Genomic DNA, 22,126 nt, shown 5'->3' on the forward strand with positions numbered 1-22,126 from the left:
GCCCATGCTACCCCTTGGGGCATGGGCGCCGCCGACCGCAATATGATCCTTCCGCGCATCCGTCAGCTGGACGAAGGTGCCGTGAACCGCATCGCCGCCGGCGAAGTGGTGGAGCGGCCCGCCAGCGCCGTGAAGGAGTTGGTCGAGAACGCGCTCGACGCGCAGGCGACGCGGATTTCGGTCGAGATCGCGGATGGGGGCCGAACGCTGATCCGGGTGACCGATGACGGCCACGGGATCGCCGCCGCCGACCTGCCGCTGGCCCTGTCGCGGCACGCGACCTCCAAGATCGACGGAACGGACCTTCTGGACATCCGGTCCTTCGGCTTCCGGGGCGAGGCGCTGCCGTCGCTGGGCGCGGTCGGGCGGCTGACGATCACCACGCGGGCGGCGGGCGCGGCCGAAGCGGCGTCGATCCGCATCTCGGGCGGCCGGGTCGATCCGGTGCGCCCGGCCGCCCTGCGCGCGGGCACCGTGGTCGAGTTGCGCGACCTCTTCCACGCGACGCCTGCACGGCTGAAATTCCTCAAGTCCGAGCGATCCGAGACGATGGCCGTGACGGAGGCGATCCGGCGGCTGGCAATGGCGGAGCCGGGCGTTGCCTTCAGCTTGCGCGACGTGTCGGACGGCGGCGACAGGGTGCTGTTCCGCGCGGATGCCTCCGACCGCGCGGGGCGGCTGGCGACGATCCTCGGGCGCGACTTCCCCGAGAACGCGATGGTGCTGGACGCGGGGCATGAAGGCTTCTCGCTGACCGGATTTGCGTCGCTGCCGACCTATTCGCGCGGCAACGCGGTGCATCAATACCTCTTCGTCAACGGCCGCCCCGTTCGGGACCGGATGCTGACCGGCGCGCTGCGCGGGGCCTATATGGACGTGCTGGCGAAGGACCGGCATGCGGTCGCGGCGCTGTTCGTGACCTGCGATCCGGTTCTGGTCGACGTGAACGTCCACCCCGCCAAGACCGAGGTCCGGTTCCGCGATGCGGGGCTCGTGCGCGGGCTGATCGTCTCGGGACTGCGGCACGCGCTGGCCGAGAACGGGCACCGGGCCTCGACCACCGTGGCGGGGGCGGCGCTGGGCGCGATGACGCCAGAAAGTCCCGCCGCGCCCATCTACCAGATGGACCGGCCCTCGGCGGGCGCCCGAGGCACGGCCTATGCCGCGCAGATGCCGGGGCTGGCCGAAGCGCCCGCCGCCCGGATCGAGCCGGAGATCGAGGCCGAGGGACCGCTCGGTGCCGCGCGCGCGCATCTGCACGAGAACTGGATCGTGGCGCAGACGGCGACGGGCATGGTGCTGGTCGACGCCCATGCCGCCCATGAGCGGCTGGTCTACGAACGATTGAAGCGGCAGATGGACGAAAGCGGTATCCGCGCGCAGGCCCTCCTCATCCCCGAGGTGATCGAGGTCGGCACGGCGGCGGCCGAGCGGCTTCTGGCGCTGGACCTCGGGCGGCTCGGCCTTGCGGTCGAGGGGTTCGGGCCGGGCACCATCGCGGTGCGCGAAACCCCTGCGATCCTCGGGACCTGCTCGGCCGAGGCGCTGATCCGCGACCTGCTGGACGAGATCGAGGGCGACGAGGAGGTCGATCCCCTGTCGCTGCGCGCGCGGCTCGACGCGATTCTCAGCCGGATGGCCTGTCACGGCTCGGTCCGGACAGGTCGCCGGCTCTCGGGGCCGGAGATGAACGCGCTTCTGCGCGAGATGGAGGCGACGCCCAATTCGGGACAGTGCAACCACGGGCGGCCCACCTATGTCGAACTGAAGCTGTCGGATATCGAGCGGCTGTTCGGGCGGACATGATCCTCGACCTGAGCGATCCGCTGGTGATCGGCGGGGGCGCGGTGGCGCTCGTGATGCTGGTCCTGATCGCGCTGGTCGCGGTCCTGACCGCGCGGCTGGGCGACGTGACGCGGGGACAGGCGCATCTGGCGGGCACGCTGGGCGTGCTGCGCGATCAACAGCGGGCGGGCGAGGCGCAGGTGGGCGACGCGCTGGGCGCCTCGGCCGAGAAGACGGCGCAGGCGTTGGGCGACCTGCAGCGGCGGCTGGCCACGATCGACGCGGCGCAGACCAAGATCGAGGCGCTCTCTGCAGACGTGCTGGGCCTGCAGGACATCCTGACGAACAAGCAGACGCGCGGCGCCTTCGGCGAGATCCAGCTCCGCGATATCGTCGCGCGCGCCCTGCCGCCCGACGGGTTCACCTGGCAGGCGACGCTGTCGAACGGACGCCGCGCCGATTGTCTGATCCACATGCCCGACCCGCCGGGCCCGCTGGTGATCGACGCGAAATTCCCGCTGGAGAGTTACGAGGCGCTGATCGCCGACCCCAAGGACCCGCGGGCGGTGACGGCATTCCGCGCCGCCATCCGCACCCATGTCCGGGCCATCGCGGCGAAATACATCCTGCCCGGCGAAACGGCGGAGGGCGCGTGCCTGTTCCTGCCTTCCGAGGCGATCCATGCGGAACTGCACGCCAACCACGCGGACGTCGTGCGCGAGGCGTTCGGCCTGCGGGTCTGGATCGTGTCGCCGACGACCACGATGGCGACGCTCAACACGCTGCGGGCGATCCTCAAGGACCACCGGATGCGCGAACAGGCGGGCGCGATCCGGGCCGCGCTGGCCGCGCTGCATCGCGATGTCGAGCTGATCGTCGAGCGGGCGGGCAAGCTCGAGACGCATTTCGACCAGGCGCGCCGCGACGTCGAAGGCATCGCCACCGCCGCCGAGCGGGCGGGCAAGCGGGCCGACCGGCTGGACGCGTTCGACTTCGCCGAGGACGCCGCCCCCGCGCCGCCCCGGCTGGCCCCGGTGATCCGGCGTGGATAGCACCCCATGCGCGTGCTAGCTGCCCCCGCATGAGCACCCTCCCCGACAAGGCGGCCATCCTGCAATGGATCGCCGACAACCCCGCCCTCACCTCCAAGCGCGATATCGCCAAGGCCTTCGGCATAAAGGGCGCGGCGCGGATCGACCTCAAGCGCATCCTGCGCGAGATGGAGGACGAGGGGCACCTGTCGAAGCGCAAGCGGAGCTATGACGATCCGAACCGCCTGCCACCCGTCAGCGTGCTGAAGGTGGCGGGGCAGGATCGCGACGGCGACCTGTTCCTCGCGCCCGCCGACTGGAAGGGCGACGCGCCCGAGCCGCGCATCCTCTACGTGCCGAAGGACGGCGACCCGGCGCTCGGGGCGGCCGATCGCCTGCTGGTCCGGCTGACCGAGGTGGCGGGCGAAGATCACCAGTTCGAGGGAAGGCTGATCCGCCGGATCGGCACCGGGCCGCGCCGGGTCGTCGGCGTCTTCCGCGCCGGATCGGATGGCGGGCGGATCCTGCCCGTCGAAAAGGGCAATGACCGCGAATGGCTGGTCGGGCCCCACGATGTCGAGGGCGCGCGCGACGGCGAACTGGTCGAGGCCGAGCAGGTCGGTGGCCGAACGCGGATGGGTCTGCCGAAGGCGCGCATCGTCACCCGGCTGGGCGATCCGGGGGCCGCGAAGGCCGTCAGCCTGATCGCGATCCATCAGCACGGGCTGCGCGACGACTTCCCCGACGAAGCCGTGGCCGAAGCCGAGGCCGCCGAGGCGCCGGTGCTGGGCGACCGCACGGACCTGCGCGACCTGCCTCTGATCACGATCGACCCGAGCGACGCGCGCGACCACGACGACGCCTGCTATGCCCATGCCGATGACGATCCGCAGAACGAGGGTGGCCATGTCATCTGGGTGGCCATCGCGGATGTCGCGGCTTACGTCACGCCCGGTTCCGCGCTCGACCGCGAGGCGCGGGAGCGGGGCAACTCGACCTACTTCCCCGACCGCGTGGTGCCGATGCTGCCGGACGCGCTCTCGGGCGATCTCTGCTCGCTGCACGAAGGCGTCGAGCGGGCCTGTATCGCGGTTCGCATGGTGATCGACGCGCGCGGGCGGAAGCGGTCGCAGCAGTTCCACCGGGGACTGATGCGCTCGCCCGCGAGCCTGCACTACGAAGAGGTGCAGGCCGCCATCGACGGGGCGCCGAACGACCGGACCGCGCCCTTTCTTGACGTGCTGACACCGCTCTACGCGGCCTATGGCGCGTTAAAGACCGCGCGGCGCGAACGCCAGCCCCTCGATCTCGACCTGCCGGAGCGCAAGATCATTCTCAGCGACGCGGGCGAGGTCGAGAGCGTGGCCTTCCGCGACCGGCTCGACGCGCATCGCCTGATCGAGGAGTTCATGGTGCTGGCCAATGTGGCCGCCGCCGAGGAGCTCGAGCGGTTTAGGACGCCGCTTCTCTACCGCGTCCACGAGGAGCCGGAGGCGGATCGCATCGAGAGCCTGCGCGAGACGGCCAAGGCCAGCGGGTTCGACCTGCCGAAGGGACAGGTGCTGCGGACCGCCACGCTCAACCGGCTGCTGCACGCGGCCGAGGGGACCGAGCTGTCGGGGCTAATCTCGATGTCGACGCTGCGCGCGATGACGCAGGCCTATTACGGCGTGCAGAACATGGGGCATTTCGGCCTCGCCCTGCGGTCCTACGCGCATTTCACCTCGCCGATCCGGCGCTATGCCGACCTGATCGTGCATCGCGCGCTGATCACGGCGCATGGCTGGGGCGAGGACGGGCTGTCGCCGTGGGACGTGGAGAACCTCGACGCCACGGCCAAGCTGATCTCCGAGGCCGAGCGGCGCTCGATGGTGGCCGAGCGGGACACCAATGACCGCTATCTCGCGGCGTTCATGGCCGACAAGATCGGCGCCGAGTTCGCGGGGCGCATCTCGGGCGTGCAAGCCTTCGGCGTGTTCGTGCGACTGGACGAGACGGGGGCGGACGGATTGATCCCGGTGCGCTCGCTCGGGTCGGAATACTTCCGATACGACAAGGACGACCAGGTCCTGACGGGCTCCGAGAGCAGGACCGAGATCGGACTGGGCCAGCGCGTGACCGTGCGGCTGGCCGAGGCGGTGCCGGTGACCGGCGGTCTGGTCCTGGAACTTCTGGCGCTCGAAGGCGAGCGGCTGAAGACGAAGGGTCGCGGCGGGCGATCCGCGCCGAAGGGCGGCAAGCGCAAGTTCAAGAAGGCGCCGAAGCGGCGGCGCTAGGCGGGCCGGCGTGGAAACGACGCGCCCGTCAATTTCGCCGCAGCAATCGCCGCGCGGGGCCGCTAACGTGACGCGCATGAGATACCTGTTCTGCGCCCTCCTCCTCGCCCTGCCTGCCCAAGCCGATGACCTGCCCGGCTACCTGCCCGAGTTCCGCCCCCGTGCCGAGGCGGCGGGGATCGCGCCCGCCACGCTCGACGCCGTCCTGCCCGAGCTGGACTGGCTGGCCGACACCGTGCGGCTGGACCGCAACCAGTCGGAATTCACCCGCACGATCTGGGAGTATCTCGACCTCGCGGTGAGCGAAGACCGCGTGCGGAACGGGCGCGCGGCGCTGGCGGCGAACGCCGCGGCGCTGGATGCCATCGAGGCGCGGTTCGGCGTCGAGAAGGAGATCGTCGCCGCGATCTGGGGGCTGGAATCGAGCTTCGGCGCCTTCATGGGCGACACCTCGACGCTGGACGCCGTCGCGACGCTGGCCGCAGACGGGCGGCGGCGCGACTTCTTCGAGGCGCAGCTTCTGGCCGCGCTGACCATCCTCGAGGCCGGGGACGTGACGGCGGACGCGATGCGCGGCTCGTGGGCGGGGGCGATGGGGCACACGCAGTTCATGCCGAGCTCGTTTCTGGATCACGCGGTGGATTTCGACGGCGACGGGCGGCGCGACGTCTGGGGTGATGACCCGGTGGACGCGCTGGCCTCGACGGCGGCCTATCTCGCCTTCCACGGCTGGGAGACGGGGCAGCCCTGGGGCATGGAGGTGACGTTGCCCGAGGGGTTCGACTATTCCGAGGCGTCCTCGCTGGTCACGAAGACCCCTGCCGAATGGACGGCACTGGGCGTGCAGCCCGTCGCCGGGGGCACGCTTCCGAGCGAGACGCCGATCTCGATCCGGGTGCCCGCGGGCCGGGCGGGCGCCGCCTTCGCGACTTGGCCCAACTTCATGGTGCTCGAGCGCTACAACACGGCCGACGCCTACGTCATCGGGGTCGGGCACCTGGCGGATCGCCTGGCGGGCGGCGGTCCGATCCAGAGCGGCTGGCCCCGCGGCGACCGCGCCCTCGGGTTCGACGAGCGGGTCGAGATGCAGCGCCTGCTGGCCGCCGCGGGCTTCGATCCCGAGAAGTTCGACGGGCTGGTCGGCCCGCTAACACTGAACGCGATTCGGCGCTGGCAGGCGAGCGAGGGGCTGGTTCCGGACGGCTACATGCCGCCGCAGATGCTGGAGCGGCTCAGGGGCGGGTGACGGTTCAGGCACCTCCCAGCGCCGACATCGCGTCGATCCCGACGATGACCGACATCGTGAAGAACAGAAGGCAGGTCAGGACGGTCAGGACGATGACGCGGTTGAAGTAGTGCACCTGCCGGATGGCCTCGATCTGGAGCCGATGCGCCTCCTCGACCTCCCGGAGCGCGAAGACGGCGCGCAGACGCGGCGCGGGCTCGTAGACGAGGCACCGGAGGAGGAAGAGGATCGAGACCGAGATCGTCAGCACCTGCCCGAACATCAAAAGAAGCGTCCAATAGGTCTGGTCGAGCGAGAACACGAAGGCCGAGGTCGCGAGGATGATGGCAAGCACGGCGAGGAGCGCCGAGGACTTTGCGTCGATCTCGCCCATGATCTGCCGCGCCTCGTCCTCGGTCATGTCCGAAATGCCGACCCGCGCATCGCTGTCGATGCAGACCGGTTGCAGCGCGAGATCCGCCATATCGGGCAGAAGAGCGCGGTCCATGGCCCGCACGATGCCGTGCAGGCCGCGCCCGGTCACCCCGCGTGCCGCGTGGGCGCCCGAAGCGCGCCGAAGCCGTAATGCTTCAGCCAGCGCAGGTCGCTGTCGAAGAAGGCGCGGAGGTCGGGGATGCCGTATTTCAGCATCGCGATCCGGTCGATGCCCATGCCGAAGGCGAAGCCCTGCCATTCTTCGGGATCGATGCCACCCGCCTGAAGCACCTTCGGGTGCATCATGCCGGAGCCGAGGATCTCGAGCCAGTCGTCCCCCTCGCCCAGCTTGAGCGTACCGCCCTCCCAGGAGCAACGGATATCGACTTCGGCCGACGGCTCGGTGAAGGGGAAATGCGACGCGCGGAAGCGCAGCTCGATGCCGTCGACGTCGAAGAAGGCGCGGCAGAACTCCTCGAGGCACCATTTTAGGTTCGCCATCGAGATGTCGCGGTCGATCGCCATGCCCTCGACCTGGTGGAACATCGGAGTGTGCGTCTGGTCGTAATCGGCGCGGTAGACGCGGCCGGGGCAGATCATGCGGGTCGGCGCGCCGGTCTTCTCCATCGAGCGGATCTGGACGGGCGAGGTGTGGGTCCGCATCACGAAGGGATTGCCCGCCTCGTCGGTCCCCGCGCTCTCGGCCATGTAGAACGTGTCCATCTCGGCGCGCGCGGGGTGATGGCCTGGGATGTTGAGCGCGTCGAAGACGTACCAGTCGGTCTCGATCTGGGGGCCCTCGGCCACGGCGAAGCCCATATCGGCGAAGATGGCCGTCACTTCCTCGGTGACCTGGCTGACCGGGTGGATCGTGCCCTGACGGCGGGCGCGCGCGGGCAGCGTGACGTCCAGCCATTCCGAGCGCAGGCGTTCGTCCAGCGCAGCATCCTCAAGCCCGGCCTTCCGGGCGGCGATGGCCGAGTTGATCTCGTCCTTCAGGGCGTTGAGCCGCGGGCCGGCCTCTTGTCGCTCCTCGGGGGTCATGCGGCCCAGTTCGCGCATCTGGAGCGCGACCTCGCCCTTCTTGCCGACGGCGGCGAGCCGCACCTGTTCGAGCGCGTCCTCGTCGGAGGCGTCGCGGATTTGGCCCAGATACTTGTTGCGCAGATCGTCCATGGGCGCGGGTTATCGCGGCCCCGGTTGCGGCGCAACCGTCCGCGCGTCGACGCAAGGTCACGCTCGGGAAAAGCTGCCGCATCGGGAGGAGACCGCCGTGCAACTCGAGCAAATCGCCGGAACCGCCATCGCGAACGGGGACGTGCCCTTCGCCGTCATCATGCTGGGGGATCGTAACGGGATCACCGCGACGGCCGTCACGGGCGAGGCCGCGCCGGGCCGCCCCCCCACCGCGGACACCGCCTTTCGCATCTTCTCGATGACGAAGCTGGTCGGGTCGCTGGCCGCGATGCTCCTGATCGACCGTGGCAAACTCTCGATGGATGCGGAGGTGGCGGGGATCGTCCCAGAATGGGACAGGCTTCGGGTGCTGGACGGCTGGGGCGGGGACGCGCCGCGCCTGCGCGCGCCGAAGACGGCGGCCACGGTGCGGCATCTGGCGACCCACCGGTCGGGGCTGGAATACGAGTTCTGGAACGCCGACATGGCCCGCTACCTCGAGGCGACGGGGCATCCGTCGATCCTCGCGGGGACGCCGGCGTCCATGGATTATTTGCTGACGTTCGATCCAGGCGAGCGCCGGGGCTACGGCCCGTCGATCGACTGGCTCGGCCTCGTGATCGAAGCCGTGGACGGACGGCGCATCGACGCCTTTTGCCGCGAGGAGATCTTCGGACCGCTGGGCATGTCGGCCACCGCGTTCGAACCGGACGGGATGGAGGATCGGCTGGCCGAAGTCCGGATCCGCGGCGAAGATGGCACCCTCGGGCCGTTCGAGCTGGCCCCGCCGCCCACGCCGTAGGTCTACGGGATGGGGCATTGCCTCTATTCGACGGCGCCCGATTACATGCGGCTGTTGCGGATGCTGCTGGGGGCGGCGCGCTGGACGGGACGCGCCTTTTGTCGGAGGACGCGGTCGAGGCGCTCTATGCCGACCAGATGGAGGGCCGGAGGTTCGAGCGAATGGTGACCGTCGTCCCGCCGATCACCGACGACGTGGACCCCTGTCCCGGTGCCGCGGGGCACGGCTTCGCCGGGCTGCGCAACGACGCCGATATCGACGGGCGGCGCCGGGCGGGCACGCTGACCTGGGCCGGGGTGCTGAACACCCATTGGTGGGCAGACCGCACCGCGAATGCCTGCGGCGTCGTGATGACGCAGACGCTGCCCTTCGTGGATCCGCGCTTTCTCAAACTCTACGACGCGGTCGAAGAGCCGGCCTACGCCTGAGCACGCTGCCGCTCGGGTCGCCCCATCAGGCGATCAGCCGCGACAGCCCCCAGAGGCCCATGCCCATCATGGCGAGGTTCTCGCTGAGCGAAACGAAGCCCAGCGGCACGTTCGAGCCGCCGCCGACGCAGGCGCATTTGAGCTCCCGCTTGTCGAGATAGACCGCCTTGAAGACCGAGACGGCCCCGATCGTGCCGATGACGAGCATCACGGGCACCGCGAGCCACAGGAGCGCGCCGGCCAGCATGAGAAGGCCGGCGCCGGTTTCGAGATAGGGATAGATGTAGCCATAGCGGACCCAGCGCCGTGCGAGGAGGTCGTAGGTCAGGAACATGGTCGAGAAGCGTTCGACGTCCTGCAGCTTCTGGATGCCCAGAAGGCACATCGCGATGGCGACGAACCACGGCACGACCTGCCATTGCAGCAGCAGCCCGTCGACCCGCCAGCTCAGTGCCACGGCCATCAGCGCGGCCACCGCGAAGATCGCGAGAACGGGGCGGTAGGTGGTGGCCTTCGGGTCGGGCAAGGGCTTGCCGACATGGGCACGCAGCGCGTCGTAGCCGCCGATCCGCGTGCCGTCGATGATCACCTGCGGCGTCGTCTTGACGTCGAGCTCGGCCTTCAGCGCATCGGTCTCGGCACGGTCGCGCAGCGGGCGATCGTCGATCTCGTAGCCCTCGCGCTCCAGCAGGTCCTTGGCCTTCAGGCCCGACGGGCAGAGGTGGTCGGGCATGACCATGCGGTAGAGCGTGGCGCGCTTGGCCGTGTCGGTCGCGGTGTCCTTGGGCATGTCAGCGCTCCGGTCGAGAGGTTTGAAGGGAATGGAGGATGGGGCAGTCGGGGCGGTCGTCCCCGGCGCAGCGGTTCACGAGGTCGCGCAGCGTCTCCTGCATCGCGCGCAGGTCTGCGATGCGCGCCTCGATCCCGGCCAGATGGTCGGTGGCGATGCGCTTGACCTCGGCGCTGGCCCGCGCGTCGTCGCGCCAGAGCGCGAGAAGCGCGCGGCATTCCCCCAGACCGAAGCCCAGCGCGCGGGATCGACCGAGAAAGGTCAGGTCGTGCACGTCGCGCTCGGAGAAGCGGCGGTAGCCGTTGCCCCCCCGCTCGGGCGTCACGAGGCCGACCTCCTCGTAATATCGTATGGTCTTGGCGGGCAGGCCGGAGCGCTCCGCGGCATCGCTGATGTTCATGTGATGCGAGATAGTCCTTCCAGTTACTGGAAGGTCAAGACCCGCGTTCGGCGGCGCGCATCGCGGTGGCGAGCGCCCGTCCGATCAGGGCCGACCCCCGCGCCGACGGATGCACGAGATCGGGCGCATAGAGGGCCAGATCGCCCGAGTCGATCACGTCGCCCGCATCGAGGAAGACCAGCCCCGGATCGCGTGCGGCAAGTTGCGCCATCCGCGCGTTCATCACATCGAAGGCGGGCTGGCAGGGCGTGAAGCCCGTGGGCGACGCCTCGGCCCCGTCGTAGTAGCCGACGAAGGCGACCTTGGCGCCCGTGCTGCGGATGCGTGCAATGAGGGTCGGGATGTCGCCCGTGCCGCGTGGCCCGATCAGGGCGTCGCGGGTCGCGTCCATCCGGGGCGTCGCGCAGTCACCGCGGATGTCGTTGCCGCCGCCGGTCAGGATGACCCAGTCCCAGCCGCCCCCGGCGCCCGTGAACTGGCGCGTGATGTCGAACCCGAGGGCGGCGGCCGCGCCGTTGGGGTTCGTGACCTGGGCCAGCGATTTGGAGCGGTCGGTGACGGGGCGGCCGAGTGCTGCGGCCGTCGCTTCGGGGATGCCTGCCGCGCCGTTCCACGCCATGACGCTGTCGCCGATGGCGAGGATGGCGTTATCGGAGAACGGAGTCGCCACGCAGGCGGCCAGAAGGGCGAAGGGGGCAAGCAACGCGGCGCGCATCGGCGGATCTCCGGGGTTGGGGTACGGGGGGTCAACGGCCGATGCACAGGATCGGTTCATCCCGCGCGGGCACGGGTCGCGGCACGAAAAAAGGGCCGCCCCGAAGGACGGCCCCGATCTCGGGCTGGCGCGCGGCTCAGGCCTGTGCGGCGCGGGCTTGGTCGACGATGGCCGCGAAGGCCTCGGGCTCGTGCACGGCGAGATCGGCGAGGACCTTGCGGTCGACCTCGATCCCGGCCTTGGCCAGCGCGTTGATGAACCGCGAATAGGTCATCTCGGCGTCATGGGCGCGCACGGCGGCGTTGATCCGCTGGATCCACAGGGCGCGGAAGGTCCGCTTGCGATTCTTGCGGTCGCGCGTGGCGTACTGGTTCGCCTTGTCGACGGCCTGCGTGGCGGTCCGGAACGTCGTCGAGCGACGGCCGTAATAGCCCTTGGCGGCCTTGATGATCTTCTTGTGGCGGGCGTGGGTGACCTTGCCGGAGGTGACTCGGGACATGTTCTCTCCTCCTCAGCGATCGTAGGGCATGTAGCTCTTGACGATCTTCGCGTCAGGAGCGGACAGGGTGGTCGTTCCGCGGGCGTCGCGGATGAACTTCTTGTGGCGCTTGATCATGCCGTGGCGCTTACCGGCCTGACCGGCGAGGACTTTCCCCGTCGCGGTCACCTTGAAACGCTTCTTGGCGCTCGACTTCGTCTTCATCTTGGGCATTTCGGGCTCCTTCGTTCATCGCGCGCCTCGGCATCCCAATCGCCGGGCGTGCGGTCATTCGAACGCGCCGGGTAGCAGGGCGGCGGGGGCGTGGCAAGGGGCGGCGGCACCGGGCGGGCCGACCCTCAGCGGATGACCCGCGCGACCATCTCGATGAAGGCCTCGGGGATGCGGATGGGGCCGAAGCCGTCGCGATCCACCTCCCAGACCCAGAAGAACAGCGCGATCCCGACCAGCGTGGCCAGAAGGGACTTCGCCGACACCCGCCGATCGACCCAGGCGGTCACGACGCCCATGATGCCCAGCATCGTCACAACCGTGGCAATCACGATCAGGACGTCGAGATCGCCCGGATGCGGCAGCGGCAGGTCGGGGATCGATGGCAGGTCGGCCCAGCCCGCGCGAAGGCGGGTCCAGAGCGCGGCCAGCCCGTCCACGTCAGTCGCCCTCGCCCCCGAAGATCAGACGCTCGTCGCAGGGCGCAACGCGCAGGATGTTGGTCGAACCGGGCACGTTGAACGGGATGCCCGCGGTCACCACGACCTGATCTGTGCCCTCGGCGAAGCCCGACGACTTGGCGGCGCGCACGGCCGAGACGACGGCGAACTTGAAGCGCTCGACCTCCTGGGTCTCGACCGAGTGGACGCCCCAGGACAGGACCAGCCGCCGCGCCGTCTCGCGGATCGGGGTCAGGCCGATGACCGGCACGCGGGGACGCTCGCGGCTGACCTTCAGTGCGGTCGAGCCGGAATGCGAGAAGACGCAGATCGCCTTGACGTCGGTGGTTTCGGCGATCTCTCGGGCGGCGGCGACGATGCCGTCGGCGGTCGTCGTCAGATGCGAGGACCGGCTGGCCTCGATGATCTCGCGGAAGGTCGGATCGCTCTCGACCTCCTCGGCGACGGCATTCATGGTCTGGACCGCCTGCAGCGGGTACTGGCCGGCGGCGGATTCGGCCGAGAGCATGACCGCGTCGGTGCCCTCGTAGATCGCCTGCGCCACGTCCGAGACCTCGGCGCGGGTGGGCATCGGGCTCTCGATCATCGATTCGAGCATCTGGGTCGCCACGATCACCGGCTTGGCGGCGGCGCGGCACTTGCGGATCAGGCGCTTCTGGATCGGCGGTACGGCCTGTACCGGCAACTCGACACCCAGATCGCCGCGCGCGACCATGATGCCGTCGGACACGGCGAGGATCTCTTCGAATGCCTCGACCGCGGCGGGCTTCTCGATCTTCGACAGGATCGCGGCGCGCCCGCGGGCCAGCTCGCGCGCCTCGTCCACGTCCTCCGGGCGCTGCACAAAGGAAAGCGCCAGCCAGTCGACGCCCAATTCGCAGACGAACTCCAGATCCTTGCGGTCCTTCTCCGACAGCGCTGCCAGCGGCAGCACCACGTCAGGCACGTTGACGCCCTTGCGGTTCGAGATGGTGCCGCCGGTGACGACGACGCAATCGGCGTAGTCGTCGCCGCAGGCCTCGACCTTGAGACGCAGCTTGCCGTCATTGACCAGAAGCGTGCTGCCCGGCTCCAGCGCGGCGAAGATCTCCTTGTGGGGGAGGCGCACGCGGGTGGCGTCGCCCGGCGTCTCGTCGAGATCGAAGCGGAACTTCTGGCCCTCCTCGATCTCGGCCGAGTCCCCCTCGAACACGCCGCAGCGCAGTTTCGGGCCCTGCAGGTCGGCGAGGATGCAGATCGGGCGACCGGTGTCGCGCTCGATGTCGCGGATCGTGTTGTGGCGCGCCCGGATGTCATCATGGCCGCCATGGCTCATGTTCAGGCGGAACACGTCGGCCCCCGCCTCGAACAGGCTTCGGATGGTGTCGTAATCGTCCGATGCGGGGCCGAGGGTGGCGACGATCTTGACGTTGCGATGGCGTCTCATGGGGCGCTCCTGCGGCGTGGGTCCGTTAGCGCTCGCACCTTTGCCCCGTCCGGGGCGTGGCCGCAACACTTCGCCCGCAATCTACGGCGCGCCGCGGCCTGCGCCAAGCCGCTTCCCAACCGGCGCGGGCGGGGCTAGGCATGCCGCCATGGACGGCCCCTCCCACCATGTCGAGAACGCGAATGGCGCCGGTCGCTGGGTGGTCACCTGCGACCACGCGTCGAACCGCGTGCCCCGCTCGGTGGCGGGCGGCGACCTGGGCCTGCCGGCGGCGGACATGGCGCGCCACATCGCGTGGGATGTCGGTGCGGCGGGCGTGACGCGGGCGCTGGCCGGCATGTTGGACGGGCCGGCCGTCCTGTCGGACTTCTCGCGGCTGGTGATCGACCCGAACCGGGGCGAGGACGACCCGACGCTGGTCATGCGGCTCTATGATGGAACGATCATCCCGGCGAACCGCCATCTCGACGCGGCCGAGCGCGAGCGCCGCCTCGCCGCGTTCCACCGCCCGTATCACGACGCGTTGACGGGCCTTCTGGCGGCGCGGCGCGACCCCGTGATCTGCTCGATCCACAGCTTCACGCCGCAGCTGCGCGGACGCCCGCCCCGGCCCTGGCAGATCGGCATCCTCTTCGCGGACGACCGGCGGCTGGCCAACCCGCTGATCGCGCGCCTCCGGGCCGAGCCGGACCTCCTGGTGGGCGAGAACGAGCCCTATACCGGGCACCTGCCGGGCGACGCGATGGACCGCCACGCCATCGTCCACGGCCGCCTGCATGTCTTGATCGAACTGAGGAACGACCTCATTTCTGACGAAGACGGCCAGCGCGAATGGGCCGCCCGGATCGCGCCGCACCTGGCCGCAGCCCTGGAGGATGTCGAAGATGGATGACCAGACCCGGACCGAGATCGAGGCCGCCGCCTTCCGCCGCCTCCGCCAGCACCTGCTGGAGGACCGCCCGGATGCGCAGAACATCGACCTGATGAACCTCGCGGGGTTCTGCCGGAACTGCCTGTCGCGCTGGTATGGCGAGGCCGCGGGCGAGCGCAGCATCCCGATGACCAAGGAGGAGGCGCGCGAGGCGTTCTATGGCATGCCCTTCGCCGAGTGGAAGGCCCGCCACCAGGCCGAGGCGACGCCCGAGCAGGAGGCCGCCTTCAAGACCAGCTTCGCCGAGAATGTCGGCGGAACCGGCTGACGCGCCTGCCGCTTTTGGATAACATGCGCGCATCGGACATAACGTCCCCAAGTCCAATCGACCGCTCCGAAGGAGACCCGACATGACCGGACGCCTCGTCCTCGCCGCCGCTCTCGTGGCCCTTGCCGCGCCCGCCGCCGCCAACGCCCCGATGAACTCCGCGCGGGTCCACCTGTCGCAGCAATTGCCGGTCTACGGCTTTCGCGATGTCGACGTGCGCCGCCTGAGCGCCGGACAGGTCGTGCAGCTTCAGCATGTGCTCCATTCGGGTCGCTCGAACGGCAACATTCGATGGCAGATCGACACGATCCTGAACGGTGGCCTCTTGCAACGCGGCTTCGACCGCGTGCTGCGATGAGGCTGATGGCGCTGGCCATTGCGGGGCTGCTGATCGCGGCGCCCGTAACCGCCGCGCCGAACGCGCAGCTGGTTCAGTCCGTGCAGACGCGGCTCAACACGCTGGGCTTCGGCGCCGTCGACGCGGGCAGCCTCACGACACGGCAGATCGCGGCGCTCCACATGCAGTTGCAGGGCGGCACGATGGAGTTCGGCATCCCGCAGATGGACGCACGCCAGAAGGTGCGCGTGATCCTCGGGTGGGACGGCTACACGCTACGCGACTGACGGATCAGAGCGCGGTCTTGCGGCTTTCGTCGAGATAGATTTCCCGTAGGCGCGCCGCGACCGGGCCGGGCGTCCCCTGCCCCACTGGCGTGCCATCGATCTCGACCACGGGCATCACGAAAGTCGAGGCCGAGGTGACGAACGCCTCGTCGGCCGCGCGCGCCTCCTCGATGGTGAACGACCGCTCCTCGACCTTCATCTGCGCCTCCGCCGCCAGCCGAAGAACAGCCGCGCGGGTGATCCCGTGCAGGATCTCCTCGCCCAGATGCCGCGTCACTATGGTGTTGCCTTTGACGATATAGGCGTTGTTCGACGTGCCTTCGGTGACGGCGCCGTCCTCGACCATCCAGGCATCGTCGGCGCCCTCGGCCTTGGCGGCCATCTTCCCCATCGATGGATAGAGAAGCTGCACCGTCTTGATGTCGCGCCGCCCCCAGCGCCGGTCGGGGATCGAGATGACCTTGATGCCGGTCTTCGCCACGGGGTTGTCGGCGAGCCCCGGCTTGGCCTGCGTGAAGAGCACGATCGTCGGCGTGGCATCCGCGGGATAGGCGAAGTCGCGGTCGGCCGCGCCGCGCGTGATCTGGAGATAGACCAGCCCGTCCCCGACGTCGTTCCGGGCCACCAACTCGCGGTGGATCGCGAGGAGTTCCTCGGCGGTGACGGGGTTCGCCATTTCCAGCTCGTCGAGGCTGCGCTGCAGGCGCGTCGCATGGCCGGGGAAGTCGATCAGCTTGCCGTCCAGTACGCTCGTGACTTCGTAGACCCCGTCCGCGAAGAGGAACCCCCGGTCGAAGATCGAGACCGTCGCCTCGTTCTCGGGGAGGTATTCGCCGTTGACGTAGACTGTGCGCATGGGGGCCTCCGCTCGGGTTGGCCCCCGTGATGCGACCCGCGCCGGGTCGGGTCAAGCGCAGGGATGTGACGGTACAATCGCGGAGGGCGTGCCGCGGGCCATGGGTTGGACGAGGCTGCGGCATCGCGTCCGCGCTTCGCGATCGGCACGGGCGCGGTGGACAGGGATGGTGCCGCGACGTCCGAGCGGGCTCACGGACGTGCCGAACCGAGCAGCGTCGCAACCGGCGCACGTCGCAGGTCTCGGCTACGGCTGTCCGGCCGAGCGATTGCCAATCCCATCACGCGAGGTGGCGGAGTTAGCGATGCTCGAGGGCGCCCATATCGAGCGGAGTGGCCGAGGATCGAACCCCGGTTCCGCAGGCATGCGTTTTCAGCGAACGGTGATCAAACCCGCCGGCGCCTCGCCGTCGCGTTCGTAGTCGAGGGGCGCGTTCTGGCGGGCGGCGGTGACGCGCTTGAACTCGTAGCGCATGGCATCGCCGTTGGGGTCGCCGGCGACGATCAATGCGCTGCGCACGACGCGGGGGCCATCGTGGATTTCGACGAGACCGCGCAGCTTCGGCGCGGCGTCGAGACCCACCTCGAAGCCGGTGTCGTCGCAGGACCGGATCGGATACCAGTCGTCGCCGACCTGCACGCGCAGGCGGCCGCCGGTCGCGCGCTGGTGGCGCGCGCGGGCGGCGATCAGACCGTCCCGCACCTCTTTCGGCAGGTGGTAGAAATCTGGCTGCGACATGCGATCTTCCCCCGTCTCGTGCGTCGGCCACGGCCGATTCCCCGCAGCAGACTAGCATATCCTGGAGGGCAAACGTGAAAATCGCGTGAAGGTTGCATCAGCCCCGCGCGCGGGGTCGCAAGACGTGCGGAATGGCCGGATCATAGAGCGCGGAATCCTTGAAGTCCGAAACCTCGCCCAGCACCGGACCGACCATGACCAGTGCAGTGCGCGTGATCTTCTCGGCGCGCACCTTGGCATGGATGTCCGACAGCGTGCCGCGGATGAAGGTCTGGTCGGGCCAGCCGACACGGTAGGCGACGACGACGGGACAATCGGGCCCGTAATGCGGCGCCAGAACACGCTCGATCTCGCGCAGGGCGCGGATGCCCAAGTGGATCGCAAGCGTCGCGCCGGTGCGGGCGAAGTTCTCCAGCGTCTCGCGGGGCGGCATGGAGGTGGACTTCATACTGACCCGGGTGAGCACGATCGACTGCGCCAGTTCGGGCACCGTCAGCTCCTGTCCAAGGGCGGCGGCGGCGGCGGCGTAGGCGGGCACGCCGGGGCAGATGTCGTAGGCGATGCCATCGCGGCGCAGGAGGCGGATCTGCTCGGCGATAGCGCCGTAAAGGCTCGGGTCGCCGGAATGGACGCGGGCGACGTCCTCGCCCCGGCCGTGGGCGGCCACGATCTCGGCATGGGTCTCGGCCAGCGTCATGGGGGCCGTGTCGAGGACGCGCGCGCCAGCGGGCGCCTCGGCCACAACCGCCTCGGGCACCAGCGACCCGGCATAGAGACAGACGGGGCATTCACGGATCAGGCGCTGCGCCTTCAGCGTCAGAAGCTCCGGGTCGCCCGGCCCCGCGCCTATGAAATGGACGATCATGCCGCTAGCCTTCCGTGATGGTGTCTGCCCCAGAGGATTTCGTGCCCGCCTTCGTCGCCGCCTGGATGGCGCGCGACGGCGCGGGGCTCGCCGCACTCTTCACCGAGGACGCGGATTTCGTGAACGTCGTGGGCATCTGGTGGGAGGATCGCGCCGCGATTGCGCGCGCCCATGCCCACGCGCTCGGGAGCTTCTTCGCCGAGACGCGCCTGGCCCCCGGTCGGATCAAGATCCGCGAGTTGGGGGACGTGGCGGTGATCCATGCGCGCATGTCCCTGAGCGGGCAGCGATTGCCGGATGGCGGGGTCGCCGGAGCGCGCACCACGATCCTGACCTTCGTGCTCGCGCGGCGTACGGACGGCTGGACCTGCGTGTCGGCTCAGAACACGGATGTCGTGCCGGGTGCGGAGACGCAGCTTGCCGCGGGCGGGACGCTCACGCCGCAGGACTATCGCTGAGACCATCACAAGGCCGCATCCGCGAGGTCGCCGCCCGTCATCTTCCTGGCATAGCCGCGTGGCGTGAACATCCGCGTCCTGTCGCCGGTCCGGACCAGCCGCGTATTCGACGAGCCGACCAGCACGACCGTCAGCATGTCCACCTCGTCCACCTCGAGCGCATCGAGGCGACGATAGCGCAGCGTTTCCTCGGGCCGGCCCAGCGACGAGGCCAGGAGGACGGGCGTATCGGCGGGGCGATGGGATAGCAGGATGTCCCGCGCCTCGGCCAGAAGGGTGCGGCGGCGCTTGGAGACGGGGTTGTAGAAGGCGATGACGAAATCGCCCTCGGCCGCGGCGTGCAGGCGGCGGACGATATCCTCGCGCGGGGTCAGCAGGTCCGAGAGCGAGATGGCGCAGAAGTCGTGGCCCAGCGGTGCGCCCGCGCGTGCGGCTGCGGCCTGCAGCGCGCTGACACCGGGCGTGCAGACCACTTCGACACGGCGGGCGGCATCGGTGACGGCGCTGTCGTCGGTGCGCGCCATCAGCTCGAAGACCAGCGCGCCCATCGCGTAGATCCCCGCGTCGCCCGAGCAGATCAGCGCGACGTTCCGCCCCTCGCCCGCGCGCTCTAGCGCGTGACGGCACCGGGCCTCCTCGCCGCCGAGGGGGAAGTCGGCGCGGGGCTTGCCTGCGGCCAGCGGGCCAAGCAGGTCGATATAGAGACCGTAGCCGATCAGCTCCTCGGCCTCCTGCACCAGGCGGCTGGCCTCGGGCGTGCGCCAGGCGGATTGGCCGGGCCCGATGGATACGATGGAGACGCGGCCGCGAGGGCGGCCCCCATGGGTCGTGATGGGATCGGCGGCGCGGGCGAGCGCGGCGGTCGTGTTGGCGGTCTTGCGCTTGGACTGCACAAGTGTGCCCCCGCTCGCCGCGAGGGCCGACGCCTCGGCGACGGAGGGCGTGCCGACCTCGGCCTGCACCACGTCCGACGGGTTGGGCACGTCGATCGCGGCCAGTTCAGCCGCGGAAAAGGCGCGGAGCGGCACGCCGAGGCGGGCGGCAAGCGCGTTCATCGCCGGCTCGTCGAGCTTGAGGTCGAGGGTACTGACCGACGCCACGGCACCCGGCGCCACGCCCGCCGCATCAAGAACGGCCGAGACATTCTCCCAAAGCTCCTCGGGGTCCGCGTCGCGGGCGCAACCGACGCCGAGCGCGTGGCGCTGCGGGTGATAGACGAGCGTTGCCGGGCCACCCGCCATTGGGGCCTCGGTGACCGCGATCTCGACGGCATCGCCCTCGGGCAGGTCGAAAAGCGGCTCGCCTGTGGTCCGCGCGCCGCCGCCCGAGAGCAGTGCGGCCATGACGGGCTTTGCGTCCTCGGGGTTGGCGAGGCGGTGGCCCGACGGCGGCTCGTCGAGTGCCACCCCGAGGGCCACGTCGCCCGCCGTCGTGACCGCCGCCGCTCCGCCCAGCGCCTGGGCGATGCGGCGGGCCAGGCGGTTGGCGCCGCGATGCCCGCCGAGCAATGGCACGACCACGCGGCCATCGTCGGAGACGGAGATCACAGGCGGCTCGGTCGTCTTGTCGGCCAGTAGCGGGGCCACGGCGCGGATCAGGATCCCGCTGGCGCAGACCCCGATGACGGCGTGCCCCGCGGCGAACAGGTCGCGGGCATGGACCAGCGCATCCGGAAACGTGGTCTCGGCCTCCGCGCGTTCCGCCCGGCCGTGAAGGGGGCAGTCGAGGGCGGCCGCGACGGCGCGGGCCGTGGCCTCGCCCGCGGCATTGAGGGCGAGGACGATAGGCGGGGCGGTCAGGGCGACGGCGTGAGCCACGGATCGGCTCCTTTCGCGATCAGGATCATGGAGAAATAGGGTGCGGCCTCGGGGGCTTCGGCGAGCGGCATCACCCGCTCGGCGCCCAGCGTGGCGCGCTCGACATATGTGGCCGACGCCAAGAGGCCCTCGGCGTCAAGAAGCGCGCGCAAGCGCGGCAGATGACGGCCGACCTTCATGCAGACGACCGTGTCGGCGGCGCGCAGATGGGCCCGGAGTGCGTCATCAGGTAGCGGGCCGGGCAGCACCGTCATCACCTCGTTGCGGGCTGCGAGCGGTAGGGCGGCGGCGGCGGCGCAGGCGGTAACGGAGGTGACGCCGGGCACGATCTCGACCCGGTAGACGGCCCGCAGCCGCGCGAAGAGATACATGAAGGAGCCGTAGAAGAACGGGTCGCCCTCGCAGAGGCAGACCACGTCCGTACCGCCGGCGAGCGCGGCGGCGATCTCGGCGGCGGCGGCGTCATAGGCGGCCTGCGCGGGCGCGCGATCGGTGGTCATGGGCACGTCGATGCGGATCTCGCGCGCGTGCGGCGCGATCAGGTCGGCGGCGATCGACCGCGCGAGGCTGTCGCCGCCGGCGAGGCTCGGGTAGGCGACGACGGCCGCGCCCTCGATCAGCCGCGCGGCGCGGCGGGTGATGAGATCGGGATCGCCGGGCCCGAGGCCCACGCCGTAGAGCGTGCCCGTCATCGCTTCACGAGGCTCAGTTGCGTGACCGGCATGGCGGGGCGCCAGCCGCGATAGGAGCCGACGGGCTCGGCCCGGTCGACCGCGATCCGGACGAGGTCGCCGCCATGCCGCGCGTGGAGCGCCGCGAGGATCGCCTCGGATTCGAGCGTCACCGCATTGGCCACGAGGCGTCCCAGCGGCCGGAGGGCGGCGAGGGCCGCGTCGAAGGTCGCTGCCGAGAGGCCGCCGCCGATGAAGACGGCATCCGGCGCGGGCAGGCCGTGCAACGCGTCAGGCACCGTGCCGTCGCGCAGGTCGAGGCGTGGCGTGCCCAGCGCCAGCGCGTTCTCGGCGGCCATGGCGCGGCGGTCAGCGCGCGGCTCGATCCCGATGGCACGGGCCGAGCGGGCGGCGCGCATCCACTCGATCCCGACCGAGCCCGAGCCGGAGCCGATATCCCAGAGCAGCGCGCCGCGCATCGGCATCAGCTTGGCCAACGTGGCGGCGCGAACCTCGCGCTTGGTCATCGTGCCGTCCGAGCGGAAGAGGTCATCCGTCAGCCCCGGCACGCGCGGCAGAAGCGCCGCGTCGGGCGCGGCACGGCAATCCACCGCGAGGGTGTTGAAGGCCGGGACGTCGTGGTCCCATCCCGCGGCGGTGCCGTCGAACCGCGCCTCGTCCGCGCCGCCCATGTTGGCCAGCACGGTCATCGGGCTGTCGCCGAAGCCGCGCGCGGTCAGGAAGGCCGCGATCCGAGCGGGGGTGTCGGCGCCGGTGGTCAGGATCAGCAGCCGCGCGTCGGGCTGGATGAAGGCGATCATCTGCTCGACCGGGCGGCCATGGACGGTCAGCGTCTCGAGATCCGCCATCGACCAGCCCATGCGCGCGGCGGCGAGCTGGAAGGCGCTGAGCTGGGGGTGATAGGCGATCTGGCCCGGCGGGATGGCGCGGCCGATCCGCGCGCCGACGCTGAACCAGAGCGGATCGCCCGTGGCGAGGACGACGACGCGCTGGCCCCGGAACGACAAGAGCGTCTCCACCAGCGCATCGAACGGGCTGGGCCACGCCACGCGGGCGGCCGAGACGGCGGCGGAGAGGTCGTGATGACGATCGCCGCCGACGAGGATCTCGGCCGTCTCGACCACGGTGCGCGCGGCGGGGGTCAGCCCGTCGAGCCCGTCTTCGCCGATGCCGACGATATGGAGCCAGGGGGCGTCAGGCACGGGATCGTCCGGCGCT

Annotated in this window: 26 protein-coding genes; 11 read left to right on the plus strand and 15 right to left on the minus strand. The window is 70.2% G+C overall.

The window, feature by feature from the left end:
- Positions 1–21: 21 nt before the first annotated feature.
- The 4 genes from mutL (at position 22) to ACK8OR_RS09035 (ending at position 6,338) form a co-directional block, all read left to right on the plus strand.
- Entirely contained in the window at positions 22–1,806 is a 1,785-nt protein-coding gene (gene mutL / locus ACK8OR_RS09020) for a DNA mismatch repair endonuclease MutL (protein ID WP_410189073.1), read from the plus strand.
- Positions 1,803–2,837 (plus strand): DNA recombination protein RmuC, encoded by a 1,035-nt coding sequence (locus tag ACK8OR_RS09025; protein WP_410189074.1) that lies wholly within the window; start codon positions 1,803–1,805, stop codon positions 2,835–2,837. Before mutL ends, ACK8OR_RS09025 begins: the two co-directional genes overlap by 4 nt.
- Positions 2,838–2,866: 29 nt before the next feature.
- The gene (gene rnr / locus ACK8OR_RS09030; protein ID WP_410189075.1) at positions 2,867–5,092 is read left to right on the plus strand and encodes a ribonuclease R; all 2,226 of its coding nucleotides are present in this window, start codon (positions 2,867–2,869) and stop codon (positions 5,090–5,092) included.
- A 76-nt stretch (positions 5,093–5,168) separates the two neighbouring features.
- Entirely contained in the window at positions 5,169–6,338 is a 1,170-nt protein-coding gene (locus ACK8OR_RS09035) for a lytic murein transglycosylase (RefSeq protein WP_410189076.1), read from the plus strand.
- A 4-nt stretch (positions 6,339–6,342) separates the two neighbouring features.
- Here the strand turns inward: ACK8OR_RS09035 and ACK8OR_RS09040 are convergent, their stop codons facing one another.
- A complete protein-coding gene (locus ACK8OR_RS09040) occupies positions 6,343–6,825 on the minus strand; it encodes a hypothetical protein (RefSeq protein WP_410189077.1) in 483 nt (160 codons plus the stop codon).
- Positions 6,826–6,857: 32 nt separating this feature from the next.
- Positions 6,858–7,928: a phenylalanine--tRNA ligase subunit alpha gene (pheS, locus tag ACK8OR_RS09045; RefSeq protein WP_410189078.1), complete on the minus strand. Its 1,071-nt coding sequence runs from the start codon at positions 7,926–7,928 to the stop codon at positions 6,858–6,860.
- Between the two features lie 97 nt (positions 7,929–8,025).
- Here pheS and ACK8OR_RS09050 point away from each other — a divergent pair, with 97 nt between their 5' ends.
- Together ACK8OR_RS09050 and ACK8OR_RS09055 are read left to right on the plus strand one after the other, a co-directional pair.
- Positions 8,026–8,730 carry a serine hydrolase domain-containing protein gene (locus ACK8OR_RS09050; protein ID WP_410189079.1) on the plus strand — a complete coding sequence of 235 codons (705 nt, stop codon included), beginning with the start codon at positions 8,026–8,028 and terminating at the stop codon, positions 8,728–8,730.
- A 98-nt stretch (positions 8,731–8,828) separates the two neighbouring features.
- A complete protein-coding gene (locus tag ACK8OR_RS09055) occupies positions 8,829–9,158 on the plus strand; it encodes a hypothetical protein (protein ID WP_410189080.1) in 330 nt (109 codons plus the stop codon).
- 25 nt (positions 9,159–9,183) lie between these two features.
- Here the strand turns inward: ACK8OR_RS09055 and ACK8OR_RS09060 are convergent, their stop codons facing one another.
- From ACK8OR_RS09060 to pyk, 7 genes are all read right to left on the minus strand, one after another.
- Positions 9,184–9,948 carry a MauE/DoxX family redox-associated membrane protein gene (locus ACK8OR_RS09060; RefSeq protein WP_410189081.1) on the minus strand — a complete coding sequence of 255 codons (765 nt, stop codon included), beginning with the start codon at positions 9,946–9,948 and terminating at the stop codon, positions 9,184–9,186.
- Between the two features lies 1 nt (position 9,949).
- Positions 9,950–10,348 carry a Cu(I)-responsive transcriptional regulator gene (gene cueR, locus ACK8OR_RS09065; RefSeq protein ID WP_410189082.1) on the minus strand — a complete coding sequence of 133 codons (399 nt, stop codon included), beginning with the start codon at positions 10,346–10,348 and terminating at the stop codon, positions 9,950–9,952.
- Positions 10,349–10,382: 34 nt separating this feature from the next.
- On the minus strand, positions 10,383–11,063 hold the full coding sequence (locus ACK8OR_RS09070; RefSeq protein WP_410189083.1) for an SGNH/GDSL hydrolase family protein: 681 nt from the start codon (positions 11,061–11,063) through the stop codon (positions 10,383–10,385).
- 136 nt (positions 11,064–11,199) lie between these two features.
- Positions 11,200–11,562, minus strand: coding sequence for a 50S ribosomal protein L20 (rplT, locus tag ACK8OR_RS09075; RefSeq protein ID WP_298435862.1), 363 nt, complete (start codon positions 11,560–11,562; stop codon positions 11,200–11,202).
- Positions 11,563–11,574: 12 nt separating this feature from the next.
- Entirely contained in the window at positions 11,575–11,775 is a 201-nt protein-coding gene (rpmI, locus tag ACK8OR_RS09080; RefSeq protein WP_298435863.1) for a 50S ribosomal protein L35, read from the minus strand.
- 125 nt (positions 11,776–11,900) lie between these two features.
- Positions 11,901–12,212, minus strand: a complete 312-nt coding sequence (locus ACK8OR_RS09085) for a hypothetical protein (protein WP_410189084.1) — start codon at positions 12,210–12,212, stop codon at positions 11,901–11,903.
- Position 12,213: 1 nt separating this feature from the next.
- Entirely contained in the window at positions 12,214–13,659 is a 1,446-nt protein-coding gene (gene pyk / locus ACK8OR_RS09090) for a pyruvate kinase (RefSeq protein ID WP_410189085.1), read from the minus strand.
- Between the two features lie 148 nt (positions 13,660–13,807).
- Here pyk and ACK8OR_RS09095 point away from each other — a divergent pair, with 148 nt between their 5' ends.
- The 4 genes from ACK8OR_RS09095 (at position 13,808) to ACK8OR_RS09110 (ending at position 15,482) form a co-directional block, all read left to right on the plus strand.
- Entirely contained in the window at positions 13,808–14,551 is a 744-nt protein-coding gene (locus ACK8OR_RS09095) for an N-formylglutamate amidohydrolase (RefSeq protein WP_410189086.1), read from the plus strand.
- A complete protein-coding gene (locus tag ACK8OR_RS09100; protein ID WP_410189087.1) occupies positions 14,544–14,858 on the plus strand; it encodes a DUF1244 domain-containing protein in 315 nt (104 codons plus the stop codon). The genes ACK8OR_RS09095 and ACK8OR_RS09100 overlap by 8 nt, the downstream gene beginning before the upstream one ends.
- 82 nt (positions 14,859–14,940) lie before the next feature.
- Positions 14,941–15,216 (plus strand): hypothetical protein, encoded by a 276-nt coding sequence (locus ACK8OR_RS09105; RefSeq protein ID WP_410189088.1) that lies wholly within the window; start codon positions 14,941–14,943, stop codon positions 15,214–15,216.
- Between the two features lie 5 nt (positions 15,217–15,221).
- Entirely contained in the window at positions 15,222–15,482 is a 261-nt protein-coding gene (locus tag ACK8OR_RS09110) for a hypothetical protein (RefSeq protein ID WP_410189089.1), read from the plus strand.
- A 4-nt stretch (positions 15,483–15,486) separates the two neighbouring features.
- Here the strand turns inward: ACK8OR_RS09110 and ACK8OR_RS09115 are convergent, their stop codons facing one another.
- The 3 genes from ACK8OR_RS09115 to cobM all read right to left on the minus strand — a co-directional run bounded on the left by ACK8OR_RS09115 (position 15,487) and on the right by cobM (position 17,941).
- Positions 15,487–16,338: a D-amino-acid transaminase gene (locus ACK8OR_RS09115; protein ID WP_410189090.1), complete on the minus strand. Its 852-nt coding sequence runs from the start codon at positions 16,336–16,338 to the stop codon at positions 15,487–15,489.
- 372 nt (positions 16,339–16,710) lie between these two features.
- Entirely contained in the window at positions 16,711–17,076 is a 366-nt protein-coding gene (locus tag ACK8OR_RS09120) for a hypothetical protein (RefSeq protein ID WP_410189091.1), read from the minus strand.
- Positions 17,077–17,173: 97 nt separating this feature from the next.
- On the minus strand, positions 17,174–17,941 hold the full coding sequence (cobM, locus tag ACK8OR_RS09125) for a precorrin-4 C(11)-methyltransferase (protein ID WP_410189092.1): 768 nt from the start codon (positions 17,939–17,941) through the stop codon (positions 17,174–17,176).
- A gap of 41 nt (positions 17,942–17,982) precedes the next feature.
- Here cobM and ACK8OR_RS09130 point away from each other — a divergent pair, with 41 nt between their 5' ends.
- On the plus strand, positions 17,983–18,399 hold the full coding sequence (locus ACK8OR_RS09130) for a YybH family protein (protein ID WP_410189093.1): 417 nt from the start codon (positions 17,983–17,985) through the stop codon (positions 18,397–18,399).
- A 5-nt stretch (positions 18,400–18,404) separates the two neighbouring features.
- On the opposite strand, the gene cobJ is transcribed toward ACK8OR_RS09130, so the two are convergent.
- From cobJ to cbiE, 3 genes are read right to left on the minus strand one after another with little or no spacing between them, the layout of a single operon-like run.
- Entirely contained in the window at positions 18,405–20,216 is a 1,812-nt protein-coding gene (gene cobJ, locus ACK8OR_RS09135) for a precorrin-3B C(17)-methyltransferase (protein WP_410189094.1), read from the minus strand.
- The gene (gene cobI / locus ACK8OR_RS09140; RefSeq protein WP_410189095.1) at positions 20,195–20,908 is read right to left on the minus strand and encodes a precorrin-2 C(20)-methyltransferase; all 714 of its coding nucleotides are present in this window, start codon (positions 20,906–20,908) and stop codon (positions 20,195–20,197) included. The genes cobJ and cobI overlap by 22 nt, the downstream gene beginning before the upstream one ends.
- The gene (gene cbiE, locus ACK8OR_RS09145) at positions 20,905–22,110 is read right to left on the minus strand and encodes a precorrin-6y C5,15-methyltransferase (decarboxylating) subunit CbiE (RefSeq protein WP_410189096.1); all 1,206 of its coding nucleotides are present in this window, start codon (positions 22,108–22,110) and stop codon (positions 20,905–20,907) included. Before cbiE ends, cobI begins: the two co-directional genes overlap by 4 nt.
- Between the last annotated feature and the right edge of the window lie 16 nt (positions 22,111–22,126).

This window comes from Jannaschia halovivens, from assembly GCF_046452375.1.
Lineage (GTDB): Bacteria > Pseudomonadota > Alphaproteobacteria > Rhodobacterales > Rhodobacteraceae > Jannaschia > Jannaschia halovivens.